The organism is Stenotrophomonas maltophilia R551-3 (assembly GCF_000020665.1).
In the GTDB taxonomy this organism is placed as follows: Bacteria; Pseudomonadota; Gammaproteobacteria; order Xanthomonadales; family Xanthomonadaceae; genus Stenotrophomonas; species Stenotrophomonas maltophilia_L.
Genome location: NC_011071.1, coordinates 2,903,685 through 2,925,003, shown reverse-complemented (window position 1 = coordinate 2,925,003; position 21,319 = coordinate 2,903,685). Strand labels below are relative to the sequence as shown.

Sequence of the window (21,319 nt, the reverse complement as noted above, 5' to 3'; positions counted from 1 at the left end):
ATGTATGCCTCGACATCGACGGCATGCGTGCGACAATGACTCTTTTCGCGCCGACGTCGGCGCCCGGACACTTTCAGGAATGCAGCGAATGAAGATGGGAATGCGCGGCGCCGCGGCGTCGGTTCTGATTCTGGCAATGGGCACTTCGGGTGTCGCTCTGTCGCAACAACCGGCTGCCCCTGCAGCCGCCAAGGAGACCGCAACCTTGAATTCCCCCAAGCAGAAGCTCGGCTACGCCATCGGCCTGGACGTGGCCAAGTCGTTCACTCCGATTGCCGATGAAATCGACGTGGCTGCCCTGCGCACCGCCGTGGAGCGCTCCTTCGAAGGCCTGCAGCCGCAGATCACCCAGGAACAGGCCAAGGCCACCGATGCCGCGCTGCGCCAGGTGGTGATGGCCCGCAGCGGCCAGCAGGTGCCGGGTGTGGCGCCGGGTTCGCAGCCGGCGAAGGTGGACCGCGTCAAGGTGGCGCAGATGATCGGTTCCTATTCGGTCGGTCCGTCGCTGGCACAGCTGAAGGACGACATCGATGTCGCCTCGCTGTTTGACGCGATCAGCACCGGCCTGAGCAAGGGCCAGCCGAAGATGACGGAAGCTGACGCGACCGCCACCATCCAGTCGTTCATGGGCGCCAAGCAGGCCGAAATGCAGGCCAAGGCCGCCGCCGCCGCGCAGACCAACCGCGAGGAAGGCAATGCGTTCATGTCCAAGAACAAGACCCAGCCGGGCGTGGTGACCACTGCCTCGGGCCTGCAGTACCAGGTGATCCGCCCGGGTAGTGGCGAGCGTCCGCTGCCGAGCAGCAAGGTGCGCGTGAACTACGAAGGCAAGCTGCTCAACGGCACCGTGTTCGACAGTTCCTACGGCCGCCAGCCGGCCGAGTTCGGCCTGGACCAGGTGATCAAGGGCTGGACCGAGGGCGTCGCGCTGATGCCGGTCGGTTCGAAGTACCGCTTCTGGATCCCGGGCAACCTGGCCTATGGCGAAAACGGCACCCCGGGCGGCCCGATCGGCCCGAACGCAACTCTGACCTTCGACGTCGAGCTGCTGGGCGTCCTGCCGTAAGCGACCACGGAGCCTGCACGGACATGCGCGTTGCGATTTTTGGTACCGGCTACGTTGGACTGGTGACCGGCACCTGCCTGGCCGACGTCGGCCATCAGGTGGTCTGCGTCGACATCGACCAGGCCAAGGTGGATGGCCTCAACCAGGGCATCATCCCGATCTATGAGCCGGGCCTGGAGCCGATGGTGAAGGCCAACCATGCCGCCTTGCGGCTGGCATTCACCACCGACGCTGAGGCTGCCATCGATCACGGCCAGGTCGTTTTCATCGCCGTCGGCACGCCGCCGGACGAGGATGGCAGCGCCGATCTGCAGTACGTGCTGGCCGTGGCCCGCACCATTGGCCGGTACATGAGTGTGCCGACCGTGGTGGTCAACAAGTCGACGGTGCCGGTGGGTACCGCCGACAAGGTGCGCGCGGCCATTGCCGAAGAGCTGGCTGCGCGTAACGCGGACATCGCCTTCGATGTGGTGTCCAACCCGGAGTTCCTGAAGGAAGGCGACGCGGTTGCCGACTGCATGCGCCCGGACCGCATCATCATCGGTGCGACCAGCGAAGAATCGGTGGCGGTGATGCGTCGCCTGTATGCGCCGTTCAACCGCAACCACGACCGCGTGGTGGAAATGGACGTACGTTCGGCCGAACTGACCAAGTACGCGGCCAACGCGATGCTGGCGACCAAGATTTCGTTCATGAACGAAATCGCCAACATCGCCGAGCGTGTCGGTGCCGACGTCGAGCAGGTCCGCCAGGGCATCGGTTCGGACCCGCGTATCGGCTGGCACTTCATCTATCCGGGTGCCGGCTACGGCGGCTCGTGCTTCCCCAAGGATGTGCAGGCGCTGGCCCGCACCGCGCAGCAGTACGGCCTCGAGCCGAAGCTGCTGAACGCGGTGGAAGCGGTCAACGATGCACAGAAGGGCCATCTGTTCGCCCTCATCCAGCGCCACTATGACAAGGGCGAGGACGAAGGCGTGCGCGGCAAGACGTTTGCGGTGTGGGGCCTGGCCTTCAAGCCGAACACCGACGACATGCGCGAAGCCTCCAGCCGTCGCCTGCTGGCGCAGCTGTGGGAAGGTGGTGCGACGGTGCGGGCGTATGACCCGGAAGCGATGCACGAATCGCAGCGCATCTTCGGCGAGCGTGACGACCTGGTGTTCTGCAGCAGTGCCGACGAAGCGCTGCAGGGTGCCGACGCGCTGGTCGTGGTGACCGAGTGGAAGCAGTTCCGCAGCCCCGATTTCCAGAAGCTGCGCGAGCAGTTGAAGGACGCGGCGGTGTTCGATGGCCGCAATCTGTACGAGCCGGCCGAGGTGGAAGCTGCAGGCCTGGCCTACTACGGCATCGGCCGGGGGCGTTCGTTGCATGTCTGAGCTGCCGAGTGAACGCGAGCAGGCGCTGGAAGCGCGCCTGGTCGAGCTGGAAATGCGCGTGTCCTTCCAGGAACACGCGCTTGCCGAACTGAGCGATGCACTGGCCGACGCGCGCATGGAAGGCAGCCGCAATGCCGGCATCCTGCGCGTGCTGCTGGAAGACCTGGGCAAGGTCCGCAACGCTCTGAATTCTTCCGATCCGGCGAGCGAACCGCCGCCGCCGCACTACTGATCCGAACTCTATGAGCGATACCCTCCGCGACCAGCTGATGGGCCTGGGCTTCAAGCCAGCGCCCAAGCCCGAGCGCAAGAATGATGGCCCCCGCCGTGATGGCCGCCCGCAGGGCAAGGGTGGCAATGGCAATGGAAAGCCGCAGGGCGCAGGCAAGGGCGAGCACAAGCCCGGCGAGCGCCGTGGCCATGGCCACCACGCTGGAGCCGGCAAGCCCGGCGGCCAGGCGCGTGGCCAGGGCCAGCAGGGCCCGCGCAAGCCGCGCAGTGCCGAAGAGATGGATCTGGCCAAGGCCTATGCCATCCGTGCGCAGAAGGAAAAGGAAGAGCGCATCCAGGCCGAGCGCCTGAAGCAGGAAGAAGCGCGCGTGCGCCGCGAGGCGAAGGCCAAGCTGGAAGAGCTGCTGAAGGACAAGGGCCTGAATGCCGAGGAGGCCGATATTGCCCGCCACTTCCCGTACGGCGGCAAGATCAAGCGCATCTACGTGACCGCCGAACAGCTGACTGCGCTCAATGCCGGTGAACTGGGCGTGGTCCAGCTCAATGGCCGCTACCTGCTGGTCACCGCCGAAGTGCTGGCGCAGTCCGAGGCGGTGTTTGCCGCATCGGTGGCGCTGAAGGTCGATCCGAATGCGCCGGCCGAGGAAGATCCGTACGCCGACCCGCAGTTCCAGGTGCCGGACGACCTGGTCTGGTAATGAGTGCGGTTGGTTGATGGGAACGCCGGGCAATGCCCGGCGTTTTCATTGCTGGGCGCGGCTGCCGGTGCGGCGTGCGCGGATCAGCGGCAGGCTCAGCGCGAAGAAGCACAGCAGGGCACCTATCAGGGCGAAAGCACTGCCGGCCAGGAACGCGGTGCGGCCGTCGTCGATCTTCCACAGTTGGCCGGCGATGAGCGCGCCGAGCACGCCGCCGACGCCGGACGAGAATCCATACAGCAGGCCCTGGCCATGGCCGTTGAGGCGGCCCGGGAAATAAGTGGCCAGCATCTGCATCGCTGCCGCGAAGAAGGCGGCAAAGCCGAGCGCATGGGCGCTCTGCGCGACCAGCATCACCGGCAGGTTCTGCGGGAACAACGCGGTCACCGCCCAGCGCAGGCAGGAGCTGACCAGGGCGATCAGCAGCATCCAGCTGGCGTCGTAGCGGCGGAAGAAGCGGCCGATGGTGAAGAACACGCCGACCTCGAATACCACGCCGATGGTCCACAGCAGGCCGAGGGTGGAGGTGCGGTAGCCGTGGTGGTCCATGTAGACCGAGAAGAACGTGTAGTACGGTCCGAACGAGAGCTGCTCCATGAACGCGGCCAGGAAGAACGCCAGCACTGGTGGCCGGCGCACGATCTGCCAGAAACCAGTGGCATCGCCGTCGGCCTTGCTGATGTCACGTGCATAGTGGTTGCTGAAGGCCGAGGCAACCATCAACACGAACAACGGCAGCATCATCCACGGCAGCAGCGCGGCGCGGTTGCCGCTGCCATCGCCCTCGATCAACCAGCCGAACAGGGTCACGATGGCGATGAAGCCGAGCGAGCCCCAGACCCGGATCAGGCCGTAGCGATGACTGTCGCTGCCGAGGTGGGTGAGGGTGATCGACTCGAACTGCGGCATCACCGCGTTGTAGAAGAAGCAGAACACCACCATCGCCGGGTACATCCATGGCTGTGGCAGCGGCAGCAGGAAGGCGGTGAAACTGATCAGGGCCAGCACGCACCCCAGTCGCAGCAGGCGGATCGGTCGTGGCGAGGCCGCGGCCAGCGTGGTCCAGGTGCTGGGAGCGACCACACGGGTGGCATACCACAGGCCCATCATCACGCTGATGGCGGTGACGCTCATGCCGCGCGCGGTCAGGAACAGGCTCCAGTACGGAGTGAACGCACCGAGCGCCGCGTAGTAGAACAGGTAGAAGCTGGAAAGACGGGCAACGGGAACGGTCATCGCAGAATAATGCACGGTAGCGCCGGGCCATGCCCGGTGGACAGGAGATGACGCCGGGCATGGCCCGGCGCTACCGGATCATTCGGGATCGTAGTCGAGGTTGGAGGCCAGCCAGCGCTCGGCCTGGGCGCGATCCACGCCTTTGCGCCGGGCGTAGTCGCCCACCTGCTCGCGGCTGAGCCGGCCGACCACGAAGTATTGGCTCTGCGGATGGCTGAAGTAGTAGCCGGATACCGCTGCGGTGGGAAGCATCGCGAAGCTTTCGGTCAGTTCCATGCCGGCGTTGGCTTCTGCCTGCAGCAGGTCGAACAGGCGGCGCTTCTCGCTGTGCTCCGGGCAGGCGGGATAGCCGGGAGCCGGGCGGATGCCGCTGTACTGCTCGTCGATCAGCGCCTCGTTGTCCAGCGTCTCGGCGTGGTCGTAGCCCCAGAATTTGGTACGCACGCGCTGGTGCAGGCGCTCGGCCAGCGCTTCGGCGAAGCGATCGGCGAGGGCCTTCAGCAGGATCGCGTTGTAGTCGTCGTGGTCGGCCTCGAACCGGGCCACGTGTGCATCGATGCCGATCCCGGCGGTGACCGCGAATGCACCGATCCAGTCCTGGCGGCCACTGTCGGCCGGTGCGATGAAGTCGGCCAGGCAGAAGTCCGGGCGCTCGGCGGGCTTGTCCACCTGCTGGCGCAGGAAGTGCAGGGTGGTCTCGCCCCGGGGGTGCTGCACGCGCACGTCGTCGCCGATGCTGTTGGCCGGCCACAGGCCGAACACGGCCTTGGCGGTGAGCCACTTCTCACCGACGATGCGCTCGAGCATCGCGCGGGCATCCTTGTACAGATCGCTGGCCTGGGTGCCGACGATTTCGTCGGTGAGGATGGCGGGGTACTTGCCGGCCAGTTCCCAGGCCTGGAAGAACGGTGTCCAATCGATGTAGGGCACCAGTTCGGCCAGCGGGTAATCGTCGAACACGTGCAGGCCGGGCTGGTTCGGAGCCGGCGGTACATAGCTGTCCCAGCCGCCCTGGAACTTCTGCCCACGAGCGTGTTCCAGCGAGACCAGGCGCTTGGCATCGCCGCGGTTGCGGTGGCGCGCGCGGATCTCGGCGTAGTCGGCTTCGTTGGCGGCGACGAAGGCCTCCCGCAGGTCGCGCGAGATCAGCGACTGGGCCACGCCGACCGCACGCGAGGCATCCTTCACCCACACCGTGGGCGCCTTGTAGTGCGGGTCGATCTTCAGCGCGGTGTGCGCGCGCGAGGTGGTCGCGCCGCCGATCAGCAGCGGCAGGTCGAAGCCCTGGCGCTCCATCTCGCGGGCGACGTGGCTCATTTCCTCCAGCGAGGGCGTGATCAGGCCGGACAGGCCGATCAGGTCCGCATTGTGCTCGCGCGCGGCGTCGAGGATCTTCTGCGCCGGTACCATCACGCCAAGGTCGATCACCTCGAAGTTGTTGCAGGCCAGGACCACGCCGACGATGTTCTTGCCGATGTCGTGCACATCGCCCTTCACCGTGGCCATGATGATGCGGCCGTTGCTCTTGGCGGTATCGCCGCTGCGTGCCTTTTCAGCTTCGATGTAAGGCAGCAGGTAGGCCACGGCCTTCTTCATCACCCGCGCGGATTTCACCACCTGCGGCAGGAACATCTTGCCGGCGCCGAACAGGTCGCCGACCACGTTCATGCCATCCATCAACGGGCCTTCGATCACGTCCAGCGGGCGGCTCGATGCCTGCCGTGCCAGCTCGGTGTCTTCTTCGACCCAGGCGTCCAGGCCGTGCACCAGCGCATGTGCCAGGCGCTGCGCGACCGGCTTCTCGCGCCAGCCCAGGTCCTCGGTCTTCGCTGCGCCCTTCTTGCCCTTGTAGCGCTCGGCAATCTCCAGCAGGCGCTCGGTGGCGTCGCTGCGGCGGTTGAGGATCACATCCTCGACGCGCTCGCGCAGTTCCGGCTCCAGCTCGTCGTAGATCGGCATGGCGCCGGCGTTGACGATGCCCATGTCCATGCCGGCAGCAATGGCGTGATACAGGAACACCGAGTGGATCGCCTGGCGCACGGTCTCGTTGCCACGGAACGAGAACGAGACGTTGGAGACGCCGCCGGATACATGGCAGTGCGGCAGGGTCTGCTTGATGATGCGGGTGGCTTCGATGAAGTCCACCGCATAGTTGTCGTGCTCTTCGATGCCGGTGGCGACGGCGAAGATGTTCGGGTCGAAGATGATGTCCTGCGGCGGGAAACCGATCTCATCGACCAGTAGGCGGTAGGCGCGGGTGCAGATCTCGACCTTGCGCGCGCAGGTATCGGCCTGGCCCGCCTCGTCGAAGGCCATCACCACCGCGGCCGCGCCATAGCGCAGCACCTTGCGCGCATGCTCGCGGAACAGCGCTTCGCCTTCCTTCAGCGAGATCGAGTTGACCACGCTCTTGCCCTGCAGGCACTTCAGGCCGGCCTCGATCACGCTCCACTTGGAGGAATCGACCATCACCGGAATGCGCGCGATGTCCGGCTCGGACATGATCAGGTTGAGGTAGCGGGTCATCGCCGCTTCCGAATCGATCAGGCCCTCGTCCATGTTGACGTCGAGGATCTGCGCGCCGCTGGCCACCTGCTGGCGGGCCACGTCCACCGCCTCTTCGTAGCGACCTTCCTTGACCAGCTTGCGGAACTGCGCGCTGCCGGTGACGTTGGTGCGCTCACCGACGTTGATGAACAGCAGGTCCGGGGTGATGACCAGAGGTTCCAGGCCGGACAGGCGGGTAGGGCGGACAGGCGTCATGGTTGGCGGCGGCTCAACAGCAATAGGGCGGAAAATGCGGGACGGTGGCGGCGACGTTCATGCAGCCTGTTCCTGCGCGCCGGGCAGGGCGCGCGGCGGCAGACCGGCCACCGCCTGCGCGATCGCGCGGATGTGGTCGGGCGTGGAGCCGCAGCAGCCACCGACCAGGTTCAACAGCCCAGCCTCGGCGAAGCCGCGCAGGGTCGCGGCCATTTCTTCAGGCGTTTCGTCGTACTCGCCGAACGCGTTGGGCAGGCCTGCGTTGGGATGCGCACTGACATGGCAGTCCGACACCTGTGACAGGGTTTCCACATGCGGGCGCATCGCATCGGCGCCCAGCGCGCAGTTCAGGCCGATCGACAGCGGCCGCGCATGCGCCAATGAGGCATGGAAGGCCTCGGCGGTCTGCCCGGACAGGGTGCGTCCCGATGCATCGGTGATGGTGCCGGAGATCATTACCGGCAGCCGTGCACCACGTGCATCGAAGGCTTCCTCCACGGCATACAGGGCGGCCTTGGCATTGAGCGTGTCGAAGATGGTCTCGACCATGATGGTGTCTGCACCACCGTCGATCAGGCCGTCGATGGCTTCGCGATAGGTGCCGCGCAGCTCGTCGAAACTGGTGTTGCGGAAGCCGGGATCGTTCACGTCGGGGCTGATCGAGGCCGTGCGGCTGGTCGGCCCGAGCACGCCGATGACAAAGCGCGGCTTGCCCGGCGTGGTCGCGGCCACGGCATCGCAGCAGGCGCGTGCGACTGCCGCCCCGGCCTTGTTCAACTCGTACACCAGGTGTTCAAGGTGGTAGTCGGCCTGGCTGACCGAGGTGGCGTTGAAGGTGTTGGTCTCGACCAGATCCGCGCCAGCGTCCAGGTACGCAGTGTGGATGTCGGCGATGATCTGCGGCCGGGTCAGCAGCAGCAGATCGTTGTTGCCCTTCAGGTCATGGCCTTCCTGCGCTACGTGGTCGCAGCCGGGGCCATGGGCATGGTCGAAGCCACCGGCGAAGCGCTCGCCACGATAGTCGTCTTCCTGCAGCCCATGGCGCTGGATCATCGTGCCCATCGCGCCATCGATGATCAGGATCCGCTCGCGCAGGGCATCGAGCAGGGCATTGGCACGATCGGGATGCAACCAGGGCAGGGCGGGCATGGCGGTCTCGGGCTCAGGGCTTATTGGCGATCAGCGAAATCACTTCAAAGTGCGGCGGGCGCTTCTCGCGGGTGACGGTCTCCAGGCTCGACACCTGCAGGCCGGCCTTGTCGACGAACTTGCGCAGTTCCTTGTCGCTGAAACCGAGGTTGACGTGGCCGTAGGCCTCCACCGCGGCCTTGTGTTCGTGCCGGGCCAGGCTGCACAGCAGCAGGCGGCCGCCGGGGCGCAGCACGCGCGCGGCTTCGGTTACTGCCTGCGCCGGCTTGCTGGCATAGGTCAGCGCGTGCATCAGCACCACCAGGTCGAAGCTGCGGTCCTTGAACGGCAGGGCATGCATGTCGCCTTCGCGCACTTCCACGTTGGGCAGGCGGCGCAGGCGCTCGCTGGCGGCGGCAACCACGCGCGCACTGGTGTCGATGCAGATGTAGCGCTTGGCATGCGGGGCCACCAGTTCGGCCAGCACGCCGTCACCGGAGGCGATATCGAGCACGTCACCGGTTTCCAGCAGCGGCAGCGCGGTGCGTGCAAGCGCTTCCCAGGTACGACCCGGGGAGTAGTGGCGCTCCATGTCGCCGGCCACGCTGTCGGCCCAGTTCTGGTCGGAGGCACGGTGGGCCAGCACGGCGGCAACCCGTTCAGCATCCTGGCGCAGCAGCGGGTCGTCGCTTCCGTTGCTCAATGCATGCCACAATGCACGCTGCGCCGGGTCCAACTGGGCCTCGTCGAAGCGGTAGTAGGCCGACACGCCGGCACGGCGGTCGCGCACCAGGCCAGCTTCCTTCAGGCGCGCGAGGTGAGTGGACACGCGCGGCTGCGCCAGCCGGGTAATCGCCGACAATTCGGCCACGGTCAGCTCCTCCTGCTCCAGCAGCGCCAGCAGGCGCACGCGGGTGGCATCGGCGAACACCTTCAGGCGTGTCGACCAGTCTTCCAGATCCATAAATATCTACCTATCGCGATATAGAGATATATTCGCTGAGGTTGCCTGTCCCGGTCAAGTCGCTGGCGTACGGAAGCCCTCGGCCCCGTTACAATCTGGGCACCTGGGCGCGCCGTGTGCGGCCCACATCATCATGTACCCGGGAGGGTGTTGTGGATTTCAGCTTTACTGAAGAGCAGTTGATGCTGCAGGACGTGGCGCGGCGCATCGCGCAGGAGAAGATCGCCCCCAGCGCGGAGCACCATGACCGCACCGGCGAATTCCCGTTGGACAACATCCGCCTGCTGGGCGAGAACGGCCTGATGGGCATCGAAGTGCCGGCCGAGTACGGCGGCGCGGGCATGGACCCGATTGCGTACGTGCTGGCGATGGTGGAGGTCGCCGCCGGTGATGCTGCGCACTCGACCATCATGTCGGTCAACAATTCGCTGTTCTGCAACGGCATCCTCACCCACGGCAATGAAGCGCAGAAGCAGAAGTACGTGCGTGCCATCGCCGAAGGTGAGGCCATTGGCGCGTTCGCGCTGACCGAGCCGCAGTCCGGGTCTGACGCCACTGCCATGCGCTGCCGCGCGGTCAAGCAGGCCGACGGCTCCTTCGTCATCAACGGCAAGAAGAGCTGGATCACCTCCGGCCCGGTGGCCAAGTACATCGTGTTGTTTGCGATGAGCGAGCCGGACAAGGGCGCGCGTGGCATTACCGCGTTCATGATCGACACCGACAAGGCGGGCTTCGGCCGCGGCAAGACCGAGCCGAAGCTGGGCATCCGCGCATCGGCCACCTGCGAGATCGAGTTCAACGATTACGTGGCACAGGCCGAAGACGTGCTGGGCCAGGAAGGCGAGGGCTTCAAGATCGCCATGGGCGTGCTCGATGCTGGCCGCATCGGCATTGCTTCGCAGGCCATCGGCATCGCCCGCGCCGCCTATGAAGCGACGATCGAGTATGTGAAGGAGCGCAAGGCATTCGGCGCCGCAATCGGCACCTTCCAGATGACCCAGGCCAAGATCGCCGACATGAAGTGCAAGCTGGACGCAGCGCTGCTGCTGACCCTGCGCGCGGCGTGGGTGAAGGGCCAGGGCAAGCGCTTCAGCAATGAAGCGGCCATTGCCAAGCTGACCGCTTCGGAAGCGGCGATGTGGATCACCCACCAGGCCGTGCAGATCCACGGCGGTATGGGTTACTCCAAGGAAATGCCGCTGGAGCGCTACTTCCGTGATGCCAAGATCACCGAGATCTACGAAGGTACCTCGGAGATCCAGCGCCTGGTGATCGCCCGCAACGAGACCGGGCTGCGCTGAGACACCGCCCTGGTAGTTGCCAACTTTGGTTGGCACGGATCGGAGAGCGCCAACCAAGGCTGGCATCTACCAGGCAGCAAAGAAAATGGCCCCGGATCGCTCCGGGGCCTTTTCATTTCAGCTCACCATCGGATCAACGATCCGGGCGGTGTGCGGTTTCCGCGTCGCGCTGGCGTTCCATGAACTCCTTGGAGGGTTCATCCAGCTTGTCGCCCAGCATGCGGCGCACGACCACGAAGAACACCGGGATCATCAGCAGGCCGAGCAGGGTGGCGAACAACATGCCGCCGATCACACCGGTGCCGATGGCGTGGCGGGAGTTGGCGCCGGCGCCACTGGAGATCGCCATCGGGATCACGCCCATGATGAACGCGAACGAGGTCATCAGGATCGGGCGGAAGCGCAGGCGGGCGGCCTCGATGGTCGCATCGCGCAGGTTCTTGCCTGCGGCACGCTGCTCCACCGCGAACTCGACGATCAGGATCGCGTTCTTCGCGGCCAGGCCGATCACGGTGATCAGGCCGATCTTGAAGAACAGATCGTTGGGCAGGCCACGCATCATCGACAGCGCCAGTGCACCGAGCACGCCCAGCGGAACCACCAGCAGCACCGCTACCGGGATCGACCAGCTTTCATACAGCGCGGCCAGGCACAGGAACACCACCACGATGGACAGCACCAGCAGCAGGGTCGCGGCATTGCCGGCCAGGATTTCCTGGTAGGACATGCCCGACCAGTCATAGCCGAAGCCGGCCGGCAGGTCGTCGGCGACGATTGCCTCCATGGTCTGCATTGCCTCACCCGAGCTGGTGCCCGGGGCCTGCGAGCCGACGATGTTGATCGCCGAGTAGCCGTTGTAGCGGCTCAGCGACGGTGGTGCCGAGACCCACTCGGACTTGACCACCGTGTTGAGCGGGATCATCGAGTTGGTGCCATCGGCGTTCTTGACCAGGCTGGACGGGCTGTAGAAGCTCTTCAGCGACTCCTGGCCGGTGCGGTACGGGCCATCGGCCTGCATGGTCACGCGCTTGATGCGGCCTTCGTAGAAGAAGTCGTTGACGTACACCGGGGCCAGCATCAGCTGGATGGTGCTGTACACGTCCGACACCGACATGCCCATCGACTGTGCCTGCACACGGTCGACATGCAGCTGCAGCTGCGGGGCGTTTTCCAGGCCGTTCGGGCGCACGCCGACCAGATGGTCCGGCTTCTGCGCGGCCTGGCCGAGCAGGATGTTGCGCGCCTGGGTCAGCTGTTCGTAGCCGGCACCGCTGCGGTCCTGCAGCCACATGTCGAAGCCGCCGAACTGGCCCAGACCCTGCACGGTGGGCAGGTTGACCACGAAGATCTGCGCTTCCTTGATGCCGTAGAACGCGCCGTTCATGTTCTGGATGAACTCCGGCGCGGTGAACTTGCGTTCCTCCCACGGCTTCAGGCGGATGAAGCCCATGCCCACGTTCTCGCCGGAACCGACGAAGCTGAAGCCGGCCACCTGCAGCATGCCTTCATAGCCATCCTGCTTTTCCAGCACGCCACGCATCTGCGCGAACACTTCGTTGGTCTGGCCCTTGGTCGAGCCCGGCGGCAGCTGCACGATCGCCAGCGCATAGCCCTGGTCTTCTTCGGGCAGGAAGCTGCCCGGCATGCGGGTGAACAGGAAGCCGCACAGCGCGGTCAGCACCACGAACAGGATCATCCAGCGCGGGGCGTGGCGCACCGCCGAGGTGATGTGGCCCACATAGGTGTGGCTGATCTTGTCGTAGTACTTGTTGAAGGTGCGGTAGATGATGTTCGGGTTGTCGTTGTGCGTCGGCTTGAGGAACGTCGCGCACAGCGCCGGGGTGAAGCCCAGCGCCAGGAATGCCGAGAACGCCATCGAGATGGCGATGGTCAGCGCGAACTGCTTGTAGATTTCACCGGCGGCGCCGCCCTGCAGGGCTGACGGGATGAACACCGCCGCCAGCACGACGGTGATCGCCACCACCGCGCCGGTGATCTGGGTCATCGCCTTCTGCGTGGCCGGCTTCGGCGCCAGGCCTTCCTCGGTCATGATGCGCTCGACGTTCTCGATCACCACGATCGCGTCATCGACCACGATGCCGATCGCCAGCACCATCGCGAACAGGGTCAGCTGGTTGATCGTGAAGCCGATCATCCACATGCCCAGGAAGGTACCGAGCAGGGCCACCGGGATGACCAGGGTCGGGATCAGCGTGGCGCGGAAGTTCTGCAGGAAGATCAGCATCACCAGGAACACCAGCAACACCGCTTCGAACAGGGTCTTGACCACTTCCTGGATCGAGATCTTGACGAAGGTGGTGCTGTCGTACGGCGAGAACCAGGTCACGCCGGACGGGAAGCTGGGCTGCAGCTCGTCCATCTTGGCGCGCACCGCATCGGCCACGTTCAGGGCGTTGGCGCCCGGCAGCAGCTGGATCGCGAAGGCGCCGGTCGGCTTGCCGTTGTACTGGGTATCGAAGCCGTAGTTGTTGGCGCCGAAGGCCACGCGCGCAATGTCCTTCAGCAGCACGCGCGAGCCGTCAGGATTGGCCCGCAGGATGATGTCCTCGAACTCCTGCGGCGAGCTGAAGCGGCCCTCGGCCGAGACGGTCGCGGTGAAGTGCTGGCCTTCCGGCGACGGGTCCGAACCCAGCGCACCGGCAGCGAACTGCACGTTCTGCGCGCGTACCGCGGCCAGCACCTGGCTGGCCGACAGGCCGTAGCCCTGCATCTTTTCCGGGTTGAGCCAGATGTTCATGGCGTACTCGGAACCGAACTGCTGGGTGCTGCCGACGCCGGGGATACGCGAGACCTGGTCGAGCACGCGCGAACCGACGATGTCGTTCAGCGCGTCACGGTTGATGGTCGGGGTATCGGAACGCAGTGCGATGACCATCAGGAAGCCGGCGTTGGCCTTGGCCACCACCACGCCCTGCTGGGTCACTTCCGAAGGCAGGCGTGGCGTGGCCAGCGACACCTTGTTCTGCACCTGCACCTGGGCGATGTCCGGATCGGTACCGGTCTCGAAGGTGAGGGTGATCGAGGCGCGGCCGTTGGAGGCGGACGAGGAGCTGAAGTACAGCAGGTGATCGATGCCGGTCAGCTGCTGCTCGATCACCTGGGTGACCGATTTTTCGGTGGTATCCGCGCTGGCGCCCGGGTAAGTGGCCGAGACGGTCACCTGCGGCGGGGCGATGTTGGGATAGGACTCGACGCCGAGGTTGAGGATCGCGATCACGCCGCTGAGCGAGATCAGGATCGCAACCACCCAGGCGAAGACTGGATGTTCGATGAAAAATTTAGGCATGACGGAAGGTTCCCGTTACTGCTTGTTCGAATCGGTGGCGGCCGGCTTGGCCGCATCGGCCTGCTCGGGCTTGGCCGATGCGGCCGGTGCCTTGGCTGCGGCCGGTGCTGCGCCCGCCGGAGCGGCGCCGCCAGCGGCAGGCTTGCCGTTGGCATCCTGGCCCGGTGTCCACGGCTTGGCCACCGCCGGTGCGCCTTCCTTGACCTTCTGCACGCCGGCCACGATCACCTTGTCACCGGCGGCCAGGCCGTCGCTGACCAGCCAGCTGCCGTTCTGCGCACCATCGGTCTTGACGTTCTTGCGCACGACCTTGCCGTCGGTGCCGACCACCATCACGTAGCCGCCGGTGGTGTCGCGCAGCAGCGCCTGCTGCGGCACCAGGTAGGCGTTGTTGCGTTCGCCCAGGTTGGCCTGGAAGCTGACGAAGGCACCCGGCAGCAGGATCTGCTGCGGGTTCGGCAGCTGCGCACGCAGCGACACCGCGCCGGTGGCCGGGTCGACCGTGGTCGAGGAGAAGTCCAGGGTGCCCGGTTCGCTGTAGGTGCTGCCGTCGGCCAGCTTGACGTTGACCGTGGCCTTGCCGTCGCCCGACAGCGCCAGCGCGCCCTTGGCCTGCTGCGCGCGCAGCTGGGTCAGCTCATCCACGCTCAGCGAGAAGTTCACGTACAGCGGGTCGAGCTGGTCGACGGTGGTCAGCAGGGTCACATCGCCCTGGCCGACCAGCGCGCCTTCGGTGACCTGCTGCTTGTTGGCCACGCCACTGATCGGCGCGGTCACTTCGGTGTAGCCCAGGTTGATGCGCGAAGAGGTCACTGCCGCTTCGGCCTGCTTGACCGCGGCCAGCGCGGTGCGTTCGGCCGATTCGGCGTTGTCCAGGTCGGACTTGGAAACGAACTGCTGCGGGGCCAGCGAGCGCGCACGGTCGGCGGCGACCTTGGCGTTGGCGTAGGTTGCACGGGCAGAGGCCAGCTGCGCCTCGGAGGCATTGAGCGAGGCGCGCAACGGGGCCGGATCGATCAGGAACAGGGTCTGGCCCTGCTTGACCTGGGAGCCTTCCTGGTAGACGCGCTTGAGCAGCACGCCCGGCACGCGCGCACGCACGTCGGCGCTGCGGAACGGCGACAGGCGGCCGACCAGCTCACGCTGCAGCGGCAAGGTCTGCGGCTTGGCGTCGATCACGCCCACCTCCGGCGGCGGGGGCATCTGCTGTTCCGGCTTCTTGCAGGCAGCCAGCGCGACAGCAACGGCGCACGTCAGGGCAAGGGTGCGGAGTGGGGCGGTCATCAGGAGGAACTCCGGGGTTGGTTTGTAGACGGGGCCGGCGACGGCTGTGGCGCAAAGGCGCGCAGGAAGCTGTCGACGGAGAACTCTGCCCAGCGCCGACGCAGCTGCGCGTCATCACGATGGGGGGTATGGAAGCGCTGTTTGTCGAAATCCTGACCGGCGATCATGCTCAGCAGCAGTTCGGCCATGAAGTGCGGGTCGTCATGCCGGAGCTGACCACTCCTGCAAACGGTTTCAATCCATTCAGCAAGATGAAGCGTCAACGCGCCGGCACCATGCCGGTACAGCGTACGCGCCTCTTCGGGAAACTGGGACGCGTCGGCGGCAATCAGCCGACAGGCCTGTCCTACGTGCGGCTGGTTGAAATGCTCCAGGAAGTCGGTGGCGAACTGGAGCAGGCTGGCACGCAGGTCGTCACTGCGGAGTGCACGAACCATGGCCCCGGTGGCGTGGCCGACATGGCGCTGCATCACCCGGCGCAGCAGTTGCTGCTTGCTGCCGTAGCGCGAATACAGGGTCTGCTTGGAGCATCCGGCGTGCTGCGCCACCGCGTCCATGCTCATCTGCATGCCCTGTTGGGCCAGCAGTTCGCGCACGGCGTCGAACACGCGCTCATCGCGCGCGTCGAGGGCAACGGGGAGGTAGGCCGGATTCACGCGGTGGACTATACCGTCCAGTTCAGGATTGTGGAATCGCACAGTCGTCGCCGCGTGTGTCTTCCGGTAACACGCTTTGCCGATCCTGTCGGCAGTGCTGCGTGCCTTGATCACTCCATACCGGAGCGAACTGAATAGGCGTCTAAACCGCAGCAAACCCGAATCTACTTATTCCGTCCTGCAGCAAGGCCTTTTCGTGCGGTAGGGCTACAATTTCATTTTCCCAACTGAGCAAGCGCCCCGCTCTGCCATGAAACCGCAAAAGACCGCAGCCAAGACCGTGAAAAACAAGACCAAACCAGCAGAGTCGGAGGTCGCAGTGACCGCTGGTTTCTCCCTGGAGCCGGTGTACACGGCTTTGCGCAAGCGCTACCCGGCGGCCGCACAGGCCGAAGCAGTGGCCTTCGCCACTGATTTCTACAAGCGCATGGAGGCGGACGAGTTCCCGCACCACAGCGCTGAAGAGTGGGCCGCGCTCGCGGCTGAGACGCTGGAGTTCGCCCGTGCCCGCAAGGCCGGCAAGGCCAACGTCCGCGTGTTCAATCCGACTGCCAAGGTCAACGGTTGGGAATCGCCGCACACCGTGCTGCAGATCGTCAACGACGACATGCCGTTCCTGGTCGACACCGTCACCATGTCGCTGGCCGAACAGGGCGTCGGCGTCCACGTGCTGGGCCACCCGGTGCTGCGCTTCACCCGCGACAAGGCCGGCAAGCTGGTCAAGGTCGGTGACGGCCAGCTGGAATCGGTGATGCTGCTGGAGATCGACCGCCAGCCGGCCGAGGCCATGGCCGCCATCGAGCAGGCGATCAACAAGGCGCTGGATGAAGTGCGTGCGATCGTGCGCGACTGGCAGCCGATGCAGGACAAGGCGCTGGCGCTGGCCGACGACCTTGGCAGCCGCCAGCTGCCGGTCGACGATGCCTCGCGCAAGGAAGCGCAGGAATTCCTGCGCTGGGCCGCTGATAACCACTTCACCTTCTTCGGCTACCGCGAGTACCGCGTCGAGAAGCAGGGCAAGGAAGACGTGCTGGCGCCGCTGAACGACACCGGCCTGGGCCTGATGCGCGGCAAGGACAAGTCTGCCGCACGTCCGGTCAAGACCCTGGCCGCGCAGGGCCTGAACACCACGTCCGGGCTGAAGGACGCGCTGATCCTGACCAAGACCAATGCCCGTTCGCGCGTGCACCGCGCCGGTTATATGGACTATATCGGCGTGCTGGAATTCGACGCCAAGGGCAAGATCATCGGCGAGCAGCGCTTCCTCGGCCTGTTCACCTCCAGCGCCTACAACCGTCGCCCGTGGGAAATTCCGCTGGTGCGCCAGCGCTACGAACACGTGATGAAGCAGTCCGGCCTGGCCGGCTCGAGCCACAGCGGCAAGGCGCTGCGCCATATCCTGGAAACCCTGCCGCGCGAAGAACTGTTCCAGTCCAGCGAGGACGAACTGTTCCGCACCGCAATGGGCGTGCTGGGCCTGCAGGAGCGCGTGCGCAGCCGCCTGTTCCTGCGCCGTGACAAGTACAGCCGTTTCATTTCCGCGCTGGTCTACCTGCCGCGCGAGCGTTTCAACACCGACGTGCGCCTGCGCATCGAAGCGATGCTGAAGGAAGCGCTGCACGGTGAGTACGTGGACAGCTCGGTGGTGCTGGGCGAATCGCCGCTGGCCCAGGTGCACCTGATCGTGCGCCCGAAGCCGGGCCAGATGCTCGACGTCGATACCGCCGAACTGGAGCAGAAGCTGGCCCAGGTGCTGCGCAACTGGCAGGACGATCTGCGCGAAGCGCTGGTTACCCGCCATGGTGAAGCCGAAGGCCTGCGTATCGCTGCGCGTATCGGCAAGGCGCTGCCGGCCGGTTACATCGAAGACAACAGCACCGCTGTTGCCGCCAACGATGTCAGCCAGCTCGATGCTCTGACCGGCCCGGACGACCTGCGCCTGAGCCTGCAGGCGGTGCCGCGTGAATCCGGTGATGGCCTGCGCCTGAAATTGTATCGCCAGCTGGATGACATCCCGCTGTCGGACGCGCTGCCGATGATGGAAAACATGGGCCTGCGCGTGATCGCCGAGCGTCCTTACCGCCTGTCGGTGGACAACGCGCCGGTGTACGTGCAGGACTTCGAGGTCGAATCGACCGCTGGTGCGATCGATGCCGCCAGCGTCGATGAAGCCTTCGGCGAGACCTTCGCCCGCGTCTGGCACGGCGATGCCGAGAACGATGCGTTCAACCGCCTGGTGCTGGCTGCCGGCCTGCACTGGCGCCAGGTCGCCATGCTGCGTGGCTACTGCAAGTACCTGCTGCAGACCGGCGTGCCGTTCTCGCAGGCCTACGTGGAAGGCACCTTCACCCGTTACCCGCTGCTGGCACGCCTGCTGGTGGAGCTGTTCGAAGCCCGCTTCGATCCGGCCACCGGCCACGAAAGCAAGGACGACATCGCCGCCGGCCAGGCCCAGCTGAAGGCACACCTGGATGTGCTGGCTGCAGGTGACGAGGCCACGCTGAAGGTGCTCAAGACCGTGGTCGATGCCCGCAAGGGTGACCGCGATGCGCAGATGCAGGCCGCGCGCGATGCGCTGCTGAAGCTGATGGACCGCGTGTCGAGCCTGGACGAGGACCGCATCCTGCGCTCGTTCATGGGCGTGATCGATGCGACCCTGCGTACCAGCTACTACCAGACCGATGCCAATGGCCAGCACGGCCATGTCATCAGCTTCAAGTTCGATTCGGCGCTGGTGCCGGACCTGCCCAAGCCGCGTCCGTACCGCGAAATCTTCGTGTACGGCCCGCGCGTGGAAGGTACCCACCTGCGCTTTGGTGCGGTGGCCCGTGGTGGCCTGCGCTGGTCGGATCGTCGCGAAGACTTCCGCACCGAGGTGCTGGGCCTGGTCAAGGCGCAGATGGTCAAGAACACCGTCATCGTGCCGGTCGGCGCGAAGGGCGGCTTCTTCGCCAAGATGCCGCCGGTGAACGGCGATCGCGATGCGATCTTCGCCAACGGCGTGGCCTGCTACAAGCTGTTCATCCAGGGCCTGCTGGACATCACCGACAACATCGTCAACAACAAGATCGTGCCGCCGGTGGATGTGGTCCGTCACGACATGGACGATCCGTACCTGGTGGTGGCCGCCGACAAGGGCACCGCGACCTTCTCCGACATCGCCAACGGCCTGGCCATCGCGCACGGCTTCTGGATGGGCGATGCCTTCGCCTCCGGTGGTTCGGTCGGTTACGACCACAAGGGCATGGGCATCACCGCTCGCGGTGCGTGGGAGTCGGTCAAGCGCCACTTCCGTGCGCTGGGCCGTGACAGCCAGAGCCAGGACTTCACTGCGGTCGGCGTCGGCGACATGTCCGGCGACGTGTTCGGCAACGGCATGCTGCTGTCGCGCCACATCCGCCTGCTGGCTGCGTTCGACCACCGCCACATCTTCCTGGACCCGAACCCGGATGCGGCCACCACGTTCGTCGAGCGTGAGCGCCTGTTCACCGTGCCGCGTTCGAGTTGGGCGGACTACGATGCCAAGCTGATCAGCAAGGGCGGCGGCGTGTACCCGCGCAGCCTGAAGTCGATCGAGATCACCCCGCAGGTGCGTGACGTGCTGGGCCTGGACGAGAGTGTCAAGGCGCTGTCGCCGAACGATCTGATGAGCGCGATCCTGAAGGCGCCGGTCGACCTGCTGTGGAACGGCGGCATCGGTACCTACGTCAAGGCGGCCAGCGAGCAGCACAGCGATGTCGGCGACCGTGCCAACAACGCACTGCGCGTGAACGGTGGTGAGCTGCGCTGCAAGGTGGTGGGCGAGGGCGGCAACCTGGGCATGACCCAGCTTGGCCGCATCGAAGCTGCCCAGGCCGGCGTGCTGCTCAACACCGACTTCATCGACAATTCGGCCGGTGTGGATACCTCCGACCATGAAGTTAACATCAAGATCCTGCTCAACGATGTGGTGCGGGCAAAGAAGCTGACCGTTGAACAGCGCAACAAGCTGCTGGCGTCGATGACCGACGAAGTGGCCGCGCTGGTGCTCAACGACAACTACCGCCAGAACCAGGCCCTGAGCCTGATGGAACGGATGGCGGTCAAGCGCCTGGGTTCCAAGCAGCACTTCATCCGTACCCTGGAACAGCAGGGCCTGCTCGATCGCCAGATCGAGTTCCTGCCGTCCGATGCCGAGTTGTCCCAGCGCAAGGCGCGCGGCCAGGGCCTGACCCGTCCGGAACTGTCGGTGCTGCTGTCCTATTCCAAGCTGGTGGCGTTTGCCCAGCTGCTGGATTCGGACATCCCGGAAGATCCGTACCTGTCCAAGGAACTGCAGCGCTACTTCCCGACGCCGCTGCAGAAGAAGTACGCCGATGCGATGGAGCGTCACCGCCTGAAGCGCGAAATCATCGCCACGGCCGTGACCAACCAGACCATCAACCGCATGGGCGCCACCTTCCTGATGCGCATGCAGGAAGACACCGGCCGTTCCATCGCCGAGGTCGCCAAGGCCTACACCATCAGCCGCGAAACGCTGGACGCGCGCGCGCTGTGGGCACAGATCGACGCCCTCGACGGCACCCTGCCGGAGTCGGTGCAGATCGATGCGCTGGAAGTGATCTGGAAGCTGCAGCGTTCGTTCGTGCGCTGGCTGCTGTCGCGCCCGGGCCCGATGCCGGGCATCACCGAGGCGGTCAACCGCTACCAGGGTCCGTTCAACGACATCCGCGTTGCTTCGGGTGTGCTGCCGGATTCGCAGCGTCCGACCTACGAAGCCCTTGTGGCCGAGTGGAAGGAAAAGGGCCTGCCGTCTGCGCTGGCGCAGCAGCTGGCCGAGCTGCACTTCCTGGAGCCGGCGTTCGACATCATCGAACTGGCCCGTACCCGCAAGCTGAAGCCTGTGGATGTGTCCAAGATTCACTTCCGCCTGGGCGATGCGCTGCAGCTGCCGTGGCTGTTCGAGCAGATCGACGCGCTGGAGGTCAATGGCCGTTGGCACGCGGTGGCACGTGGCGTGCTGCGCGACGAGCTGGCTGCGCACCACCGCAGCCTGGCCGGCCAGGCACTGGGCACCAAGGGCAGCACCGCTGAAGCCAAGGTGGCCGCGTGGATCGGTCGTGACGACAGCAGCCTGCGCTTCACCCTGGCGATGCTGGCCGAACTGGCTGAGCAGAAGACCCTGGATTATCCGACCGTCTCGGTCGCGGTGCAGCGCCTGGGCCAACTGGCTGCACATGGTGCGTAAGTGATGTAGCGCCGGGCCATGCCCGGCGTGCGTTGGACAGAACGGCCCCGCGAAAGCGGGGCCGTTTTTTTGTTTTTAAGGGTAG

Annotated in this window: 13 protein-coding genes; 6 read left to right on the top strand and 7 right to left on the bottom strand. The window is 65.6% G+C overall.

What is annotated here, in order from left to right; translation table 11 throughout:
* The first annotated feature begins 88 nt into the window (after positions 1-88).
* The 4 genes from SMAL_RS13310 to SMAL_RS13295 are packed head-to-tail and all read left to right on the top strand — an operon-like array spanning position 89 to position 3,368.
* Complete coding sequence (locus tag SMAL_RS13310) at positions 89-1,066, top strand: FKBP-type peptidyl-prolyl cis-trans isomerase (protein WP_006376884.1); 978 nt, start codon at positions 89-91, stop codon at positions 1,064-1,066.
* A gap of 23 nt (positions 1,067-1,089) precedes the next feature.
* Positions 1,090-2,439 carry a UDP-glucose dehydrogenase family protein gene (locus tag SMAL_RS13305; RefSeq protein WP_006376882.1) on the top strand — a complete coding sequence of 450 codons (1,350 nt, stop codon included), beginning with the start codon at positions 1,090-1,092 and terminating at the stop codon, positions 2,437-2,439.
* The gene (locus tag SMAL_RS13300; protein ID WP_006376881.1) at positions 2,432-2,671 is read left to right on the top strand and encodes a SlyX family protein; all 240 of its coding nucleotides are present in this window, start codon (positions 2,432-2,434) and stop codon (positions 2,669-2,671) included. Before SMAL_RS13305 ends, SMAL_RS13300 begins: the two co-directional genes overlap by 8 nt.
* A 10-nt stretch (positions 2,672-2,681) precedes the next feature.
* Positions 2,682-3,368 (top strand): DUF2058 domain-containing protein, encoded by a 687-nt coding sequence (locus SMAL_RS13295; protein ID WP_012511570.1) that lies wholly within the window; start codon positions 2,682-2,684, stop codon positions 3,366-3,368.
* A gap of 45 nt (positions 3,369-3,413) precedes the next feature.
* Here the strand turns inward: SMAL_RS13295 and SMAL_RS13290 are convergent, their stop codons facing one another.
* The 4 genes from SMAL_RS13290 to SMAL_RS13275 all read right to left on the bottom strand — a co-directional run bounded on the left by SMAL_RS13290 (position 3,414) and on the right by SMAL_RS13275 (position 9,459).
* A complete protein-coding gene (locus tag SMAL_RS13290) occupies positions 3,414-4,604 on the bottom strand; it encodes an MFS transporter (RefSeq protein ID WP_012511569.1) in 1,191 nt (396 codons plus the stop codon).
* A 78-nt stretch (positions 4,605-4,682) separates the two neighbouring features.
* On the bottom strand, positions 4,683-7,367 hold the full coding sequence (gene metH / locus SMAL_RS13285) for a methionine synthase (RefSeq protein ID WP_012511568.1): 2,685 nt from the start codon (positions 7,365-7,367) through the stop codon (positions 4,683-4,685).
* A 57-nt stretch (positions 7,368-7,424) separates the two neighbouring features.
* Positions 7,425-8,516 (bottom strand): homocysteine S-methyltransferase family protein, encoded by a 1,092-nt coding sequence (locus SMAL_RS13280; RefSeq protein ID WP_012511567.1) that lies wholly within the window; start codon positions 8,514-8,516, stop codon positions 7,425-7,427.
* A 13-nt stretch (positions 8,517-8,529) separates the two neighbouring features.
* Positions 8,530-9,459: an ArsR/SmtB family transcription factor gene (locus SMAL_RS13275; RefSeq protein WP_006376775.1), complete on the bottom strand. Its 930-nt coding sequence runs from the start codon at positions 9,457-9,459 to the stop codon at positions 8,530-8,532.
* A gap of 152 nt (positions 9,460-9,611) precedes the next feature.
* On the opposite strand from SMAL_RS13275, the gene SMAL_RS13270 reads away from it, so the two are divergent.
* Positions 9,612-10,760 (top strand): acyl-CoA dehydrogenase family protein, encoded by a 1,149-nt coding sequence (locus SMAL_RS13270; RefSeq protein WP_006376774.1) that lies wholly within the window; start codon positions 9,612-9,614, stop codon positions 10,758-10,760.
* A 133-nt stretch (positions 10,761-10,893) separates the two neighbouring features.
* Here the strand turns inward: SMAL_RS13270 and SMAL_RS13265 are convergent, their stop codons facing one another.
* Genes SMAL_RS13265 through SMAL_RS13255 form a run of 3 tightly spaced genes read right to left on the bottom strand, consistent with a single transcriptional unit; the run spans position 10,894 to position 16,007 of the window.
* Positions 10,894-14,067: a multidrug efflux RND transporter permease subunit gene (locus SMAL_RS13265; RefSeq protein ID WP_006376733.1), complete on the bottom strand. Its 3,174-nt coding sequence runs from the start codon at positions 14,065-14,067 to the stop codon at positions 10,894-10,896.
* Between the two features lie 15 nt (positions 14,068-14,082).
* Positions 14,083-15,351, bottom strand: a complete 1,269-nt coding sequence (locus SMAL_RS13260; protein ID WP_012511566.1) for an efflux RND transporter periplasmic adaptor subunit — start codon at positions 15,349-15,351, stop codon at positions 14,083-14,085.
* Complete coding sequence (locus SMAL_RS13255) at positions 15,351-16,007, bottom strand: TetR/AcrR family transcriptional regulator (RefSeq protein ID WP_012511565.1); 657 nt, start codon at positions 16,005-16,007, stop codon at positions 15,351-15,353. The genes SMAL_RS13260 and SMAL_RS13255 overlap by 1 nt, the downstream gene beginning before the upstream one ends.
* A gap of 250 nt (positions 16,008-16,257) precedes the next feature.
* Between SMAL_RS13255 and SMAL_RS13250 the strand changes: the two genes are divergently transcribed.
* Positions 16,258-21,234, top strand: a complete 4,977-nt coding sequence (locus SMAL_RS13250; RefSeq protein ID WP_012511564.1) for an NAD-glutamate dehydrogenase — start codon at positions 16,258-16,260, stop codon at positions 21,232-21,234.
* The last annotated feature ends 85 nt before the right edge of the window (positions 21,235-21,319 follow it).